This window comes from Massilia litorea (assembly GCF_015101885.1).
GTDB classification, from domain to species: domain Bacteria; phylum Pseudomonadota; class Gammaproteobacteria; order Burkholderiales; family Burkholderiaceae_D; genus Telluria; species Telluria litorea.
Map to the genome: position 1 here is coordinate 2,855,520 of NZ_CP062941.1, position 16,508 is coordinate 2,872,027.

General features: G+C 64.6%; 15 protein-coding genes. All 15 read left to right on the forward strand.

Annotated features, from left to right (window positions below; all coding sequences use genetic code 11):
- The first annotated feature begins 1 nt into the window (after position 1).
- The 15 genes from rlmN to LPB04_RS12800 all read left to right on the forward strand — a co-directional run bounded on the left by rlmN (position 2) and on the right by LPB04_RS12800 (position 16,354).
- Positions 2–1,171, forward strand: a complete 1,170-nt coding sequence (gene rlmN / locus LPB04_RS12730; RefSeq protein WP_193684946.1) for a 23S rRNA (adenine(2503)-C(2))-methyltransferase RlmN — start codon at positions 2–4, stop codon at positions 1,169–1,171.
- Complete coding sequence (gene pilW, locus LPB04_RS12735) at positions 1,168–1,989, forward strand: type IV pilus biogenesis/stability protein PilW (RefSeq protein WP_227496392.1); 822 nt, start codon at positions 1,168–1,170, stop codon at positions 1,987–1,989. The genes rlmN and pilW overlap by 4 nt, the downstream gene beginning before the upstream one ends.
- 7 nt (positions 1,990–1,996) lie before the next feature.
- Complete coding sequence (locus tag LPB04_RS12740; RefSeq protein ID WP_193684947.1) at positions 1,997–3,004, forward strand: RodZ domain-containing protein; 1,008 nt, start codon at positions 1,997–1,999, stop codon at positions 3,002–3,004.
- Between the two features lie 85 nt (positions 3,005–3,089).
- Positions 3,090–4,352 (forward strand): flavodoxin-dependent (E)-4-hydroxy-3-methylbut-2-enyl-diphosphate synthase, encoded by a 1,263-nt coding sequence (gene ispG, locus LPB04_RS12745; RefSeq protein WP_193684948.1) that lies wholly within the window; start codon positions 3,090–3,092, stop codon positions 4,350–4,352.
- Between the two features lie 109 nt (positions 4,353–4,461).
- The gene (gene hisS, locus LPB04_RS12750; RefSeq protein ID WP_193684949.1) at positions 4,462–5,799 is read left to right on the forward strand and encodes a histidine--tRNA ligase; all 1,338 of its coding nucleotides are present in this window, start codon (positions 4,462–4,464) and stop codon (positions 5,797–5,799) included.
- Positions 5,800–5,845: 46 nt separating this feature from the next.
- Positions 5,846–6,511: a YfgM family protein gene (locus LPB04_RS12755; RefSeq protein ID WP_193684950.1), complete on the forward strand. Its 666-nt coding sequence runs from the start codon at positions 5,846–5,848 to the stop codon at positions 6,509–6,511.
- 78 nt (positions 6,512–6,589) lie between these two features.
- Positions 6,590–7,744, forward strand: a complete 1,155-nt coding sequence (gene bamB, locus LPB04_RS12760; RefSeq protein WP_193684951.1) for an outer membrane protein assembly factor BamB — start codon at positions 6,590–6,592, stop codon at positions 7,742–7,744.
- A 9-nt stretch (positions 7,745–7,753) separates the two neighbouring features.
- Entirely contained in the window at positions 7,754–9,097 is a 1,344-nt protein-coding gene (gene der / locus LPB04_RS12765; protein WP_193684952.1) for a ribosome biogenesis GTPase Der, read from the forward strand.
- A gap of 186 nt (positions 9,098–9,283) precedes the next feature.
- The gene (hfq, locus tag LPB04_RS12770; RefSeq protein WP_019141241.1) at positions 9,284–9,520 is read left to right on the forward strand and encodes an RNA chaperone Hfq; all 237 of its coding nucleotides are present in this window, start codon (positions 9,284–9,286) and stop codon (positions 9,518–9,520) included.
- A 5-nt stretch (positions 9,521–9,525) separates the two neighbouring features.
- On the forward strand, positions 9,526–10,755 hold the full coding sequence (gene hflX / locus LPB04_RS12775) for a GTPase HflX (RefSeq protein ID WP_193684953.1): 1,230 nt from the start codon (positions 9,526–9,528) through the stop codon (positions 10,753–10,755).
- A gap of 6 nt (positions 10,756–10,761) precedes the next feature.
- The gene (gene hflK / locus LPB04_RS12780; protein ID WP_193684954.1) at positions 10,762–12,069 is read left to right on the forward strand and encodes an FtsH protease activity modulator HflK; all 1,308 of its coding nucleotides are present in this window, start codon (positions 10,762–10,764) and stop codon (positions 12,067–12,069) included.
- Entirely contained in the window at positions 12,069–12,941 is an 873-nt protein-coding gene (hflC, locus tag LPB04_RS12785; protein WP_193684955.1) for a protease modulator HflC, read from the forward strand. Before hflK ends, hflC begins: the two co-directional genes overlap by 1 nt.
- 371 nt (positions 12,942–13,312) lie before the next feature.
- Complete coding sequence (locus tag LPB04_RS12790; protein ID WP_193684956.1) at positions 13,313–14,467, forward strand: ATP phosphoribosyltransferase regulatory subunit; 1,155 nt, start codon at positions 13,313–13,315, stop codon at positions 14,465–14,467.
- Between the two features lie 3 nt (positions 14,468–14,470).
- Positions 14,471–15,787 (forward strand): adenylosuccinate synthase, encoded by a 1,317-nt coding sequence (locus LPB04_RS12795; protein WP_193684957.1) that lies wholly within the window; start codon positions 14,471–14,473, stop codon positions 15,785–15,787.
- A gap of 27 nt (positions 15,788–15,814) precedes the next feature.
- On the forward strand, positions 15,815–16,354 hold the full coding sequence (locus LPB04_RS12800; protein WP_193684958.1) for a phosphoribosyltransferase: 540 nt from the start codon (positions 15,815–15,817) through the stop codon (positions 16,352–16,354).
- Positions 16,355–16,508: the final 154 nt, after the last annotated feature.

Below are 16,508 nucleotides of genomic sequence, written 5' to 3' on the forward strand. Positions count from 1 at the left end.
CATGACGACTCTCACCAACCTGCTGGACTTCGATCCCGCGCAACTCGTCGCTTACTGCGCCGAATTGGGTGAGAAGCCGTTTCGCGCTAAGCAGCTGCAGCGCTGGATCCACCAGTTCGGAGCCGCCAGCTTCGACGACATGACCGATCTGGCCAAGTCGCTGCGCGAAAAACTGAAAACCCGTGCCGAGGTGCGCGCACCCGGCATCATCAGCGACAACACCTCGAGCGACGGCACCCGCAAATGGCTGGTCGACGTCGGCAACGGCAATGCGGTCGAAACCGTGTTCATCCCGGAAGAAAACCGCGGCACGCTGTGCATCTCGACCCAGGCCGGCTGCGCCGTCAATTGCCGCTTCTGCTCGACCGGCAAGCAGGGTTTCAACCGCAACCTGACGGTGGCCGAGATCATCGGCCAGCTGTGGATGGCCGAGTTCGAACTGCGCCGTACCAAGGGCATCGAGCCGGGCCCGAAGGGCGAACGCCAGATCACCAACGTCGTGATGATGGGCATGGGCGAGCCGCTGCTGAACTACGAGCCGACCGTTACCGCCTTGAAGCTGATGCTCGACGATAACGCCTACGGCCTGTCGCGCCGCCGCGTGACCCTGTCGACCTCGGGCGTGGTGCCGAACATCGACAAGCTGTCCCAGGATTGCCCGGTGGCGCTGGCCGTCTCGCTGCACGCCTCGAACGATGCGCTGCGCGACATCCTGGTGCCGCTGAATAAAAAATATCCGCTGCGCGAACTGCTGGCGGCCTGCAAGCGCTATCTCGAATTCGCGCCGCGCGACTTCATCACCTTCGAGTACTGCATGCTCGACGGCTTCAACGACAGCGACGAGCATGCGCGCGAACTGATCGCGCTGGTGAACGATCCGGTGGTCGGCATCAACTGCAAGTTCAACCTGATCCCGTTCAACCCGTTCCCGGAGTCGGGCCTGTTCCGCTCAAAAAATCCGCGCATCAAGGCCTTTGCCCAGGTGCTGATGGACGCCGGCATCGTGACCACCGTGCGCAAGACGCGCGGCGACGACATCGACGCCGCCTGCGGCCAGCTCGCCGGCGAAGTGCAGGACCGCACCAAGGTCGCCCAGCGCATGGAAAAGATGGCGGAATACCAGAAGAAATTCGGCGCCGACTTCGGGCGCATCGTGGAGATTCCTTCTTGAACCAGGCTGTGCCAGGCCGGACGATCGGACGCCACTTCGCCGCTGCATGCGCGTTGTGCCTGCTCGCGGCCTGCGCCGGCACTGGCGCCGGCAGCGGCGGCGGCGAACTGAAGACCGCCTCCGACCAGACTGCCACCGAGAAGCGCGCCAACATCCGCCTGCAGCTGGCGGTCGGCTACTACCAGCAGGGCAAGTACGACATCGCCCTCGACGAAATCAAGCAGGCGATCAATGCCGATCCCGGCTATGCCGACGCCTACGGCATGCGCGCCCTGATCTACACGGCCATGGGGCAGGTGCCGCTGGCCGACGACAATTACCAGCACGCGCTGCGCCTGGCGCCGGGCAACCCGGAACTGGCGAACAACTACGGCTCCTTCCTGTGTCAGACGGCCAACCGCCCGCAAGAGGCGATGCGCCAGTTCGACGCGGCGCTGAAGAACCCGACCTACAAGACGCCGGTGAGCGCGCTCGTGAACGCAGGCATGTGCAGCCTGAAAACACGCAAGCTGGACGCGGCCGAGCGCTACCTGCTCGACGCATTGCGCTACAACCCCGACCTGCCGGCCGTCTCGAGCGGCCTGGCGCGGGTCTACTTCGAGCGGCGCGACTATCAGCGCGCCGGTTTTTTCGTTAACCGCCTGACAGAGGTGTCGAAGCTCGACAACCTGTCCGCCGATGCACTGTGGCTCGCCTTGCGGGTACAGCGTAAACTGGGCGAACGCTCGATGGAGGCCAGCCTGGTGGCGCAGTTGCGGCGGCGCTTCCCGGGCTCGCCCGAATACCTGGCGTACGAGCGCGGGGCTTTTGATGAGTGAGACGACAATGACTTCAGAGCGCACGGAACAAAGCGCCACTTCGAACCAACACCACGGCCACCCGGGCGCGACCCTGGCCAGCCAGCGCGAAGCGATGGGCTGGACGGTCGAGCAGGTGGCCGAGCAGCTCAAGCTGGCGGTGCGCCAGGTGGTGGCGATCGAAGCGGGCGACTATGCGGCCCTGCCGAGTCCTGCCGTGACGCGCGGTTTCGTGCGCGCCTACGCCAAGATCCTGCGCCTCGATCCGGCCCCGCTCGTGGCGATGATCCCGATGGACAACCCGGTGCCCGAAGACACCGGCGCCGTGCGCAGCAATCGTCAAACGTCTTTCTCGCATTCGCGCTCGCGCTATCCGACCCATGGCAAGCGCTCCGGCCTGCCGCTGGCCTGGATCGCCGGCGTCGTGGTGGTCGCTGCCGCCGCGGGCGCGGCCTGGCATTTCGGCCTGGTCAAATTGCCGGGCAGCGAGACCGCGGCCAACAACGAAGCCGTCCTGCATGCGCCGGTCGAGACGACTACGGCCACGACGCCGGCCGCCGATACGGTGCAGAACCCGGCCGTGCCGCTGATCTCGGTGCCGGCTCCGGCCGACGCCAACCCGGCAGCGGGTGCTGCGACGGGCACGGCGGCTACGCAGTCCGCACCGGCTGCGGTCACGCCGCCGGCCGCGGCGACGTCGCCTGGCGCTGCCGCCGGCACCCCGGGAGCGACGACGACTCCGGCAGCGGGCACGACGCCGCCAGCCGCACCCGCCGCCACGGCGCCTGCCGCCACCGGTGCCAGCACCCTGGTGCTGAACGTGCGCGAGGATTCCTGGGTCGAAGTGCGTCCCAAGGGCGGCAAGGCCCTGATCTCGCGCCTGGTGCGCGCGGGCAGCACCGAAACGATCGAAGTACCGGGTACGGCGACCCTCGTCGTCGGCAACCCGGCCGGTGTCTCGGCGACGCTGGGCGGCGCCGCCGTTGCGCTGCCGCCGGTGCCGGGCAAGACGATCTCGCGCGTCACCCTGAAATAAGCATGTACGACAGGTCCCGGCCGCGCGCCGGGACGCCGGGCGGCCAGCTCCAGCGGCTCCCTGAAACAAGGACAACGAGCAAAGTATGACTTCTACGAACCTGCCAATTCCCTCCGGCCCGATGGCGCGCCGCGCCGCGCGCCGCGTGCTGGTCCAGCACGGCGCGCGCAAGGTCTGGATCGGCGGCGACGCCCCGGTCGTGGTGCAGTCGATGACCAATACGGACACCGCCGACGTGATCGGCACCGCCATCCAGATCAAGGAACTCGCGCGTGCCGGTTCCGAGATGGTGCGCCTCACCGTGGACAAGCCGGAAGCGGCGGCCGCCGTGCCGGCAATCCGCGAACAGCTCGACCGCATGGAAGTGGATGTGCCGCTGGTCGGCGACTTCCACTACAACGGACACATCCTGCTGCGCGACTACCCGGAGTGCGCCGCGGCGCTGTCGAAATACCGCATCAATCCGGGCAACGTGGGGCAGGGCGCCAAGCGCGACACCCAGTTCGCCCAGATGATCGAGATCGCCATCAAGCACGACAAGCCGGTGCGCATCGGCGTCAACTGGGGCAGCCTCGACCAGAGCCTGCTGGCGCGCATCATGGACGAGAACGCGGCCCGCGCGAACCCGCACAGCGCCCAGGCCGTGATGTACGAAGCCCTGATCACCTCGGCCATCGAGAACGCCGTACGCGCCGAAGAAGTCGGCCTGGCACGCGACAAGATCATCCTGTCGTGCAAGGTCTCGGCGGTGCAGGACCTGATCGCGGTCTATCGCGAACTGGCGCGCCGCTGCGACTACCCGCTGCACCTGGGCCTGACCGAAGCCGGCATGGGCAGCAAGGGCATCGTCGCCTCGACCGCGGCCTTGTCGGTGCTGCTGCAGGAAGGCATCGGCGACACCATCCGCGTCTCGCTGACCCCGGAACCGGGCGGCGACCGCACCAAGGAAGTCGTAGTCGCGCAGGAAATCCTGCAGACCATGGGCCTGCGCAAGTTCACGCCGATGGTCATTGCCTGCCCGGGCTGCGGCCGTACGACCTCGACCGTGTTCCAGGAACTGGCCGACAACATCCAGACCTTCCTGCGCGACTCGATGCCGGAATGGAAGAAAACCTACCCGGGCGTGGAAGCGATGAACGTGGCCGTGATGGGCTGCATCGTGAACGGTCCGGGCGAATCGAAGCACGCGAATATCGGCATCAGCCTGCCCGGTACGGGCGAATCGCCGGCGGCGCCGGTGTTCGTCGACGGGCAGAAGGTGGCGACCTTGCGTGGCGAGCGGATCGTCGACGAGTTCCAGAACATCGTTTTGGAATACGTGAAGAAGAATTACGGCCAACAAACGTAGGGTGGGCACTTGTGCCCACGCGGTCGTACCGAAGCGTACCGTACCGCTTGGGCATGAATGCCCACCCTACGAAAAGCAACCCCGCCACAATGCGGAGAGTAGAAGAAATATGTCCAAACCAGAAAAAATCGTCGCCATCAAAGGCATGAACGACATCCTCCCGGCCGACGCGCCGCTGTGGGAGCTGTTCGAAAACACCGCCGAAACGATCCTGAAAAGCTACGGCTACCAGAAGATCGTCACCCCCATCGTCGAGGAAACCGGCCTGTTCAAGCGTGCCATCGGCGCCGTCACCGACATCGTCGAGAAGGAAATGTATTCCTTCACCGATTCGATGAACGGCGACGAACTGACCCTGCGCCCTGAAGGCACGGCCGGCGTGGTGCGTGCGGTGATCGAGCACAACATGGTCTACGACGGTCCGAAGCGCCTCTGGTACAAGGGCCCGATGTTCCGCCACGAGCGTCCGCAGCGCGGCCGCTATCGCCAGTTCTTCCAGTTCGGCGCGGAAGCCGTCGGCTTCACCGGCCCGGACATCGACGCCGAGCTGATCATGCTGTGCCGCCGCCTGTGGGACGACCTCGGCCTGCAGAACGTGCGCCTGGAATTGAACTCGATCGGCAATGCCGAGGAGCGCCTGCGCCACCGTGCCGACCTGATCGCCTACTTCGAATCGCACGCCGACATCCTCGACGCCGAAGCCCAGCGCCGCCTGCACAGCAACCCGCTGCGCATCCTCGACACCAAGAACCCTGCCATGCAGGAGATGGTGAACGGCGCGCCGCAACTGCTGTCCTACCTGGGCGAGGAGTCCAGGGCCCACTTCGAGGGCGTCAAGCGCCTGCTCGACCGTAACAACGTGCAGTTCACCGTCAACCCGCGCCTGGTGCGCGGCCTCGATTACTACAACCGCACCGTGTTCGAATGGGTCACCGAGGAACTCGGCTCGCAGGGCACGATCTGCGCCGGCGGCCGCTACGATCCGCTGATCGAAACCTTCGGCGGCAAGGCCACGCCGGGCGTCGGCTTTGCGATGGGCATCGAGCGCATCATCGAGCTGATGAAGGGCCTGGGCGAGCCGGCCCAGCCGGGCCAGTGCGACGTCTACATGGTGCACCAGGGCGAAGAAGCGCAGGTGCAGGCCTTCATCCTGGCCGAGCGCCTGCGTGATGCCGGCCTCGATGTTGTGCTACATTGCGCAACGCCGACGGGTGCGGGCAGCTTCAAGAGCCAGATGAAGAAGGCCGACGGCAGCGGCGCGTCCTTCGCCGTGATCCTCGGCGAAGACGAAGTGGCGAACAATGTGGCGGCAGTGAAATCGCTGCGCGGCGAAAGCGGCGAGCAGCAGCAGGCCACCGTGGCCTTCGACGCCGTCGTCGACCACATCGTCGACGCGATCGTGGGTGGCCACGACCACGACCACGATCACGTGCACTACCATCCTTGAGCAGTACAGCAACCGACCGATCCACGATAACCATTAGACGAACGACATGGCATACGACCTCGAAGAACAAGAACAGATTGCTACCTTTAAAGCTTTCTGGGGCAGGTACGGCAACCTGATCACCTGGGTACTGATCCTCGCCCTCGGCTCCTTTGCTGCCTACAACTTCTGGAACTCGCATTCCCGCAAGCAGGCGGTCGAGGCTTCGGCGCTGTACGACGAGCAGACCGATGCGCTGACCGCCAAGGACAATGCCAAGAGCCAGCGCATCGCGTCGGACATTCAGTCGAAATTCAAGCGCACGGTCTACGCACAGATGAGCGCGCTGACCGCGGCCAAGACCGCCTTCGAGGCGAACGACCTGAAAACGGCGAAAACCCAGCTGCAATGGGTGATCGACAACGGCAACGACGAGTACAAGTCGGTGGCCCAGCTGCGCCTGGCCGGCGTGCTGCTCGACGAGAAGAATTTCGACGGTGCTTTAAAACTCCTCGACGGCAAGTTCCTGCCGCAGTTCGCCGCCGAAGTGGCCGACCGCAAGGGTGACGTGCTGGTTGCCCAGAACAAGATCGCCGATGCCCGCGCCGCCTACGTCGCCGCGCTCGCCGCCATGGGTCCGAAGCATCCGGGCAGCCAGCTGGTGCGCATCAAGCTCGAAGCCATCGGCGGTACCGCGCCCGCTGCAGCCGCCGCGCCGAAAGCCGCTGCTTAAATCTACGACCATGTAACGGCCCACGCTCGCTGCAAGGCGGCGTGGGCTTTGCCTCTCTACGAACAAGGTAAAAGAAAAATGCGTATTACCCGTAAGCTGGTTGGTGTCGGTGTCCTGGCCCTGATGACGGGCTGCTCGACTTTGAGCTCGCTCAATCCGTTCGGATCGAAATCGAAGGGCAACGAGCCCGCCAAGCTGGTCGAACTGAAGGGCACGATGGCCGTGCGCACCGCCTGGAAACTCGATATCGGCAAGGCGCGCGGTTACCAGTTCTCGCCTGCGCTGGCCGGCAATACCGTGATCGTCGCCGGCGCCGACGGCAACATCGCGCGCGTCGAAGCGGCGGACGGCCGCCAGGTCTGGCGCATCAAGGCCGGCAGCGACCTGACCGCAGGTGTGGGCACCGACGGCAACGTGATCGTCGTCGGCGCCGCCGACGGCGTCCTGATGGCCTTCGACATGGACGGCAAGGCGCTCTGGAAGAGCCAGCTGTCGAGCGAACTGCTCTCGGCCCCGGCCGTGGCGCAGGGCATCGTCGTCGCCCGTTCGATCGACAACCGCATCGTCGGCTTCGACGCCGCTACCGGCCAGAAGAAATGGACCGTGCAGCGTCCTTCCCCGGCCCTGACCCTGCGTACGGCGCCGGGCATGGCGGTCTACAACAGCGACGTGATCGTCGCCCAGCCGGCCGGCAAGCTCGGCTCCTTCCTGCTCGCTTCCGGCGCCCCGCGCTGGGAAGTCGAAGTGGGCGCGGCGCGCGGTGCTACCGAACTCGAGCGCGTCACCGACCTGGGCGGCATGCCGACGGTCTTCGAAAGCGACGTCTGTGCCGCCGCCTACCAGGGCCGTGTCGCCTGCTACGACGTGGCCAGCGGTTCGGCGCGCTGGACGCGCGACCTGTCCTCGCTCGTCGGCGTCGCCGTCGACCAGCGCTTCGTCTTCGCCGCCGACGACAAGGGCGCCCTGAACGCCTTCAACCGCGACGGCGGCGCCAGCGCCTGGAAGAACGATAAACTCGCCTTCCGCGGCCTGTCGACGCCGGTCTCCTACGGCCGTGCCGTGGCGGTTGGCGACTACCAGGGCTATGTCCACTTCCTGTCGCGCGAGGACGGTACGTTCCTCGCGCGCGCCGCGACCGATGGCAGCGCCATCAGCGGTACTCCTCTGGTTGCCGGATCGAACCTGATTTTTCAAACACAAAATGGAACTGTGACCGCCATCGCGGTCGAATAGAATAACTACATGAAGCCGGTAATTGCACTCGTTGGTCGCCCGAACGTCGGGAAGTCGACCCTATTCAACCGCCTGACCCGTTCGCGCGACGCGTTGGTGGCCGACCTCCCTGGCCTGACGCGCGACCGCCACTACGGCGAAGGGCGTATCGGCGAGCGGCCGTTCCTGGTGATCGACACGGGCGGCTTCGAACCGGTCGCGAAAGAGGGCATCATGTACGAGATGGCCCTGCAGACGAAGCAGGCCGTCGCCGAAGCCGACATCGTCGTCTTCATCGTCGACGGCCGCCAGGGCCTGACCCCGCACGACAAGACGATCACCGACTTCCTGCGCAAGTCCGGCCGTCAGGTCATGCTCGTCGTGAACAAGTCCGAGGGCATGAAGTACACCTCGGTCACCGCCGAGTTCTATGAGCTGGGCATGGGCGACCCCTATGTCATCTCCGCCGCCCACGGCGACGGCGTGACCGACCTCGTCAACGAAGCGCTGGACCAGGCCTTCGCTTCGCGTCCCGAGGCCGAGGAAGAGCTGGAAAGCCAGGACCACGGCGTGAAAATCGCCCTGGTCGGCCGCCCGAACGTCGGCAAGTCGACCCTGATCAACACCCTGGTCGGCGAGCAGCGCGTGATCGCCTTCGACATGCCGGGCACCACCCGCGACTCGATCGAAGTGCCCTTCGAGCGCGACGGCAAGCAGTACACGCTGATCGACACGGCCGGTATCCGCCGCCGCGGCAAGGTGTTCGAAGCGATCGAGAAGTTTTCGGTCGTGAAAACCCTGCAGTCGGTGTCGGAAGCGAACGTGGTCGTGCTGATGCTCGATGCCCAGCAGGATATTTCCGAGCAGGACGCCCACATCGCCGGCTTCATCCTGGAATCGGGCCGCGCCCTGGTCGTCGCCGTCAACAAGTGGGATGGCCTGACCAGCGACCAGCGCGACGAGGTCAAGAACACCATGGACCGCAAGCTCGACTTCCTGGGCTTCGCCGAAACGCGTTTCATCTCGGCGCTGAAGGGTACCGGCATCAAGCAGCTGATGGCCTCGGTCGACACGGCCTACGCCGCCGCCACCGCCAACCTGTCGACGCCGCGCCTGACGCGTGCGCTGCAGGAAGCGGTCGAGAAGCAGGAACCGAAGCGCAAGGGCACCTCGCGTCCGAAGATGCGCTATGCCCACCAGGGCGGCCAGAATCCGCCGATCATCGTCATCCACGGCAATGCGCTCGACGGCATCACCGAGCCGTACAAGCGCTACCTGGAAAAGCATTTCCGCGAAACCTTCAACCTGGTCGGTACGCCCCTGCGGATCGAACTGCGCAGCGGTAAAAATCCGTTCGCCCGGGAGCAGAATTAAACCGCTGGACGGCAGGCGGGCTCAGCGCGCTTAATGCTTTCTTAAGCATAGCAGTACGACAAAAAGTGGCAAAACAGGTTACAGTAACCGCAGGCCATCGTTCGCAAAGCTGAATCTTGCCCCGTGCACTTGAAATGGAGGCGCTTGCCTCCAACTTTTAAACTACAACAACATTACGGAGCTGTTATGAGCAACAAAGGGCAACTGTTACAAGACCCATTCCTCAATGCCTTGCGCAAAGAGCACGTCCCGGTCTCGATCTACCTCGTCAACGGGATCAAGCTGCAGGGCCATATCGAGTCCTTCGACCAATATGTGGTCCTGCTCCGCAATACCGTGACCCAGATGGTGTACAAGCATGCCATTTCCACCGTTGTCCCGGCTCGCGCCGTCAATCTCAACCTCGAATCCGAAGCTGAGTAAGGCCGATGGCTGACGCCCCCGGCAACAACAGCACGCGCGCCGTCCTGGTCGGCGTCGATTTTGGCGCGGTCGATTTCACGGCCAGCCTCGAAGAGCTGGCCTTGCTGGCCAGTTCTGCCGGCGCCGAGCCGATCGATACGATCACGGCCAAGCGCAATGCCCCCGATCCCGCCTACTTCGTCGGCAGCGGCAAGGCCGACGAAATCGGCGTCGCCGCCAAGGCCCTTGGCGCCGAACTGGTCATCTTCAACCATGCTTTATCCCCCGCGCAGCAGCGCAATCTCGAACGGCGCCTGGAACTGGGCATCATCGACCGCACCAGCCTGATCCTCGACATCTTCGCCCAGCGCGCCAAGAGCCACGAGGGCAAGCTGCAGGTCGAACTGGCCCAGCTGCAGCACCTGGCCACGCGCCTGATCCGCGGCTGGACCCACCTTGAACGCCAGAAGGGCGGTATCGGCCTGCGCGGTCCGGGTGAAACCCAGCTCGAGACCGACCGCCGGCTGATCGGCGAGCGGGTCAAAGCCTTGCGCACGCGCCTGGCCAAGCTGCGCAAGCAACACGAAACCCAGCGCCGCGCACGCGGGCGCAACAACACCTTCTCGGTGTCGCTGGTCGGCTATACCAATGCCGGCAAGTCGACCCTGTTCAACACGCTGACGAAGGCCGGCGTGTATGTCGCGAACCAGCTGTTCGCAACGCTCGACACCACCAGCCGCCGCCTGTATCTCGGCGACGAGACGGGCAGCGTCGTCATTTCCGATACCGTCGGGTTTGTCAGGGAGCTGCCGCACCAGCTGGTGGCCGCTTTCCGCGCCACGCTGGAAGAAACCATCCACGCGGACTTGCTGCTGCACGTGGTCGACGGTTCCTCGCCGACCCGCATGGAGCAGATCGAGCAGGTCAACGAGGTCCTGCGCGAAATCGGCGCCGACCACATTCCGCAGATCCTCGTGTGGAACAAGATTGATGCGGCCGACCTCCAGCCTGGGGTCGAACGTGATGAACATGATAAAATCAGCCGCGTTTTTATCAGCGCCAGGAGCGGCGCAGGCCTCGATCTGCTGCGCGACGCAATTGTCGAGGCAGCCAAGTCGGCAGCGAGCTACCCAGCCAATCCGGTGCCAGGCTTGAGCCCTGAAAACGAAGAGCAGGACGATGCAGCGCTGGAATCATCGATGCTCGATGATAACGGCGAAAGTAATCCAACCTCCACCCATGTCGGGCCCCAATAAAAGCCTATGCTTGTTTCCTTACTAAAACGTTTCGGCATTAAACTTTCGCTGAACGATCCGCGCTGGGGCAAAAATCCCGAGAGCGACCATAAAGCCCAGGAAGGGCGCCGTCCGGGTGAGGGTCCACCCGACCTCGATCAGATGTGGCGCGACTTCAATGCCCGCCTGAACCGCCTGTTCGGCAGCCGCGGCAACAACGGCGACGCCGGTGGCCCGTATCGCGGCGAAGGCCGCGGCGCGGGCATTACCGCGTCCGTGATCGGCTTCATCGTGCTCCTGATCTGGCTCGCCAGCGGCGCCTTCATCGTGCAGGAAGGGCAGGTCGGCGTGGTCACCACCTTCGGCCGCCTGTCCCACACGACCGGCGCCGGCTTCAACTGGCGCTGGCCGGCCCCGATCCAGGCCCACGAAACCGTCAACGTCTCGCAGGTCCGCACCGCCGAAATCGGCTACCGCGACAACGTACGCAACAAGCAGGGCGCCGAGTCGCTGATGCTGACCGATGACGAAAACATCATCGACATCCAGTTCGCGGTGCAGTACACGCTGAAGGACCCGGTCGCCTGGGTCTTCAACAACCGCGACCAGGATGCGACCGTGCACCAGGTGGCCGAGACGGCGATCCGCGAAGTGGTTGGCAAGAGCAAGATGGACTTCGTGCTGTACGAGGGCCGCGAGAAGGTCGCGCTCGACGTCCACCGCATCATCCAGCAGATCGTCGACCGCTACAAGCTGGGCGCCCTGATCACCAACGTGACCATGCAGAACGTGCAGCCGCCGGAGCAGGTGCAGAGCGCCTTCGACGACGCGGTCAAGGCCGGCCAGGACCGCGCCCGTGCCCGCAACGAAGGCGAGGCCTATGCCAACGACGTGATCCCGCGTGCCCGCGGCGCCGCCTTCCGCCTGCTGCAGGACGCCGAAGCCTACCGCTCGATGGTGGTCGAAAACGCCACCGGTAACGCCGCCCGCTTCAACCAGGTCGTCACCGAGTATGCGAAAGCGCCGGGCGTCACCCGCGACCGCATGTACATCGACACGATGCAGCAGATCTTCAGCAGCACCAGCAAGGTGATGGTCGACGCCAAGTCGGGGTCGAACATGCTGTACCTGCCGCTCGACAAGCTGATCGCGCAAGTGGCCGCCAACGACGCCGCCACGGGCAGTGCCCGATCGGGTCCGGTGCAACTGCAGCAACAGCCGAACCAGCAGGAGCAGGCGACCACGCCTGCGCAGGAAGTGCAGCAGACGATTGAACAGGTACGCCAGCGCGACAGCCGTTCGCGCGATTCCTCACGTGACAGGGAGAGCCGTTAATGAGCCGCCTCGTAACCATTTTCGTGGCGGGCTTCATTGCCCTGATGCTGCTGTCGTCGACCGTGTTCGTGGTCGACCAGCGCCGCTTCGCCATCGTCTTCGCACTCGGCGAGGTACGTGAGGTCATCTCCGAGCCGGGCCTGCACTTCAAACTGCCGCCGCCGTTCCAGAACATCGTCTATCTCGACAAGCGCGTCCTGACCCTGGATACGCCCGACGCCGACCGCTTCATCACGGCCGAGAAGAAGAACATCCTGGTCGACGCCTTCGTCAAATGGCGCATCGTCGAGCCGCGCCTGTACTACGTCAGCTTCAGCGGCGACGAGCGCGCCGCGACCAACCGCATGTCGCAGATCATCAAGGCGGCCCTGAACGACGAGATTACCAAGCGCACCGTGCGCCAGGTGATCTCCGGGGAACGCGGCGCCGTGATGCAGGCGGTGCAGAACAAGGTCGTGGCCGAAGCCAAGCAGATCGGCATCGGCATCGTCGACGTGCGCCTGAAGCGCGTGGACTACATCGAGCAGATCAACAATTCCGTCTACGACCGCATGCGCGCCGAGCGGGTTCGCGTAGCCAATGAATTGCGTTCGACCGGCTCCGCCGAAAGCGAAAAGATCCGCGCCGACGCCGACCGCCAGCGCACCGTGATCCTGGCCGAAGCCTTCCGCGAAGCCGAGAAGATCAAGGGCGAGGGCGATGGCAAGGCATCGGCGATCTATGCCGAGTCCTTCGGCAAGAACCCGGAGTTCTATAAATTCTATCGTTCGCTCGAAGCCTACCGCGCCAGCTTCAAGGCGCATGGGGACGTGATGGTGATCGATTCGAATTCGGAGTTCTTCAAGTATTTCAGGAGTCCGGGTACGAAATAAATCATCCGAAAACGCCGCGTCGATCGCGGCGTTTTTTTTTGCCATTCGAACGATCAAACGCCGTACCGCGTGGGCTCGAGAGCACACCCTACGGACGGCAGCACGGTAGGGTGGGCACTCCGTGCCCACGCGGACCTTCGATCAGTGTTGGCGGTGTCCCGGCGCACCGTTACAACGTGCGAAACGCCGCGACGTCGGCCCTGTTGTATAGCCCAGTTTCAGTGGCAACCCGGCAACTTCCGAGCCTTTCATCCATCATCCGCCCCCAGTGCCATCCCATTTTCGGGTAAAATTGCCGATTCGGCGCTGACTTCGTCTTGCACGGGCGCGCCTTGTTGCTTCATTTCTAACAATTCCCATAGCTGTTGCCCATGCCGAACTGGCTTTTGCCTGAGAATATCGCCGACGTATTGCCGTCGGAAGCGCGCAAGATCGAAGACCTGCGCCGCCAGATGCTCGACACCTTCCGCCTGTACGGCTACGAGCTGGTGATGCCGCCGCTGCTCGAATACGTCGAGTCGCTGCTGGCCGGCGCCGGGCAAGATACCGACCTGCGCACCTTCAAACTGGTCGACCAGCTATCCGGGCGCCTGCTTGGCCTGCGCGCCGACATGACGACGCAGGTCGCGCGCATCGACGCGCACCTGCTCAACCGCGATTCGATCACCCGCCTGTGCTATGCCGGCAGCGTGCTGCATACCCGTCCGTCGGGCCTGCACGCCACCCGCGAGCCGCTGCAGATCGGCGCCGAGATCTACGGCCACGCCGGCCTCGAGGCCGATGCCGAGATTCAGGAACTGGCGCTGGCCTCGGTCGCGCTGGCCGGTTTTACCGAAGTGCGCCTCGACATGGCCCACGTCGGCGTGCTGCGCGCACTGCTGGCCGAAGACGCCGCCGCGAAGAATGACGAAGCCCAGATCACCGCATTGCTGCGCGCGAAAGACACGCCCGGCCTGGACGAGATCACCCGCAGCTATGCACCCGCCACGCGCGCCGCGCTGATGGCGCTGCCGAACCTGTACGGCGACGTCGAGGTACTGGCGCGCGCGAAAGACGTGCTGCCGGCGCTGCCGGGCATCACGCGCGCACTGGCCGAACTGGCGGCACTGGCCGCCGGCGCCATCGGCCGCGCGCAGGTGGCGATCGACCTTGCCGACCTGCGCGGCTACCAGTACGAAAGCGGCGCCATGTTCGCGCTCTACGTTCCCGGCCTGCCGAACGCGGTGGCACGGGGCGGGCGCTACGACCACGTGGGCGAAGCCTTCGGGCGTGCGCGTCCGGCGACCGGCTTCTCGCTGGATCTGCGCGAGCTGGCGCGCCTGCTGCCGACGGCCGAGCGCAAGCATTCGGTCCGCGCCCCCTGGGGCAATGCGCCCGAGCTGCGCGAAAAAATCGCTGACCTGCGCAAGGCAGGCGAAGTCGTGATCCAGTCCATGCCGGGTCACGAAAATGTTCAGGACGAGTTCGAGTGCGACCGCGTACTCGTCCTCGAAGACGGAAATTGGATTCTCAAAAACTTAGGTTAAGTGATGTCAAATACAAACGTGGCAAAGAACGTCGTTGTCATCGGCACCCAGTGGGGCGATGAGGGCAAGGGTAAGATCGTCGACTGGCTGACCGATCACGCAGCGGGCGTCGTCCGTTTCCAGGGCGGCCATAACGCCGGCCATACGCTGGTCATCAACGGCCAGAAAACCGCCTTGCAGCTGATCCCTTCGGGCATCATGCGCGAAGGCGTGGCCTGCTACATCGGCAACGGCGTCGTCGTCTCGGTCCCGGACGTGATGCGCGAGATCGACAAGCTGGCCGCGGCCGGCGTCGAAGTCGTGTCGCGCCTGAAGATCTCGGAAGCCTGCCCGATCATCCTGCCTTACCACGTCGCCATCGACCAGGCCCGTGAAGCCAAGCGCGGCGTCAACAAGATCGGCACCACCGGCAAGGGCATCGGCCCGGCCTACGAAGACAAGGTCGCGCGCCGCGCGATCCGCATCGCCGACCTGCTCAACGAAGAGCGTTTCGCCGAGAAGCTCAAGGAAAACCTCGAGTACCACAACTTCGTCCTCGTGAACTACCTGGGCGGCGAAGCGATCGACTTCCAGAAGACCTTCGACGACGCAATGGCCCTGGTGCCGCGCCTGCGCCCGATGGTCGGCGACGTCTCGTCGGCTCTGTACGCCGCGCACAAGGCCGGCGGCAGCCTGCTGTTCGAAGGCGCGCAGGGTTCGCTGCTCGACGTCGACCACGGCACCTACCCGTTCGTCACCTCGTCGAACTGCGTGGCCGGCAACGCCGCCGCCGGCGCCGGCGTCGGCCCTGGCATGCTGCACTACATCATGGGCATCACCAAGGCCTACACGACCCGCGTCGGTTCGGGCCCGTTCCCATCCGAACTGCCGACCGATGCCGGCGTGGGCGAGCACCTGTCGCGCGTGGGCCACGAGTTCGGCACCGTGACCGGCCGCGCCCGCCGCTGCGGCTGGTTCGACGCCGCGCTGCTGCGCCGCTCGGTCCAGATCAACGGCGTGTCGGGCATGTGCCTGACCAAGCTCGACGTGCTGGACGGCATCGAGTCGCTGAAACTCTGCACCGGCTACAAGATCGACGGCCGCGACGTCGACATCTTCCCGGTCGGCGCCGAAGAGGCAGCCGCCTGCGTGCCTGTCTACGAAGAAATGCCGGGCTGGACCGAATCGACCGTCGGCGCCAAGACGATGGAAGAACTGCCGGCCAACGCCCGCGCCTACATCAAGCGTATCGAAGAACTGGTTGGTATTCCGGTCGACATGGTCTCGACCGGTCCGGACCGCGTGGAGACGATCGTCCTGCGCCACCCGTTTGCAGCTTGAACACCAATAATAAAAGGAATGCCTGAAATGAATACTCCTGTATCGACCGACAAGGACCTGTGGGTGTCGTGGGACGAGTACAACCGCCTGGTCGAGCGCCTCGCCCTGCAAGTCTATGAATCGAACTGGAAGTTCGACATGGTCCTGTGCCTGGCGCGCGGCGGCGTGCGTCCCGGCGACGTGATCTCGCGCATCTTCGACGTGCCGCTGGCGATCCTGTCGACCAGCTCCTACCGCGAAGAAGCCGGCACCAAGCAGGGCAACCTCGACATCGCCAAGTACATGACGATGACCAAGGGTCCGCTGGCCGGCCGCATCCTGCTGGTCGACGACCTGGCCGATTCCGGCGTGACCCTGCAGAAGGTGCGCGAGCACCTGACCGAGAACTACGCCGACGTCACCGAAGTCCGCTCGGCCGTGATCTGGGTGAAGGGCACCTCGGCCTTCAAGCCGGACTACCACCTGGAAGACCTGCCGCACAACCCGTGGATTCACCAGCCGTTCGAGGATTACGACGGCCTGCGTCCGCACCAGTTGTCGGCGTGGATGAAGAAGTTCGAGAAGTAATCGCGTCGCGGCAGACTTGCCGCAACACGCATGAAGGCCGGAGCGTCAACGCGCTCCGGCCTTTTTTCTTTCCAGTACCCATCGTGCAACGACGGCCGTGCGAATCGGTTAAGATTGCCGGGATCGCCGCGTTGCCGGGAAACTAACAACAAGA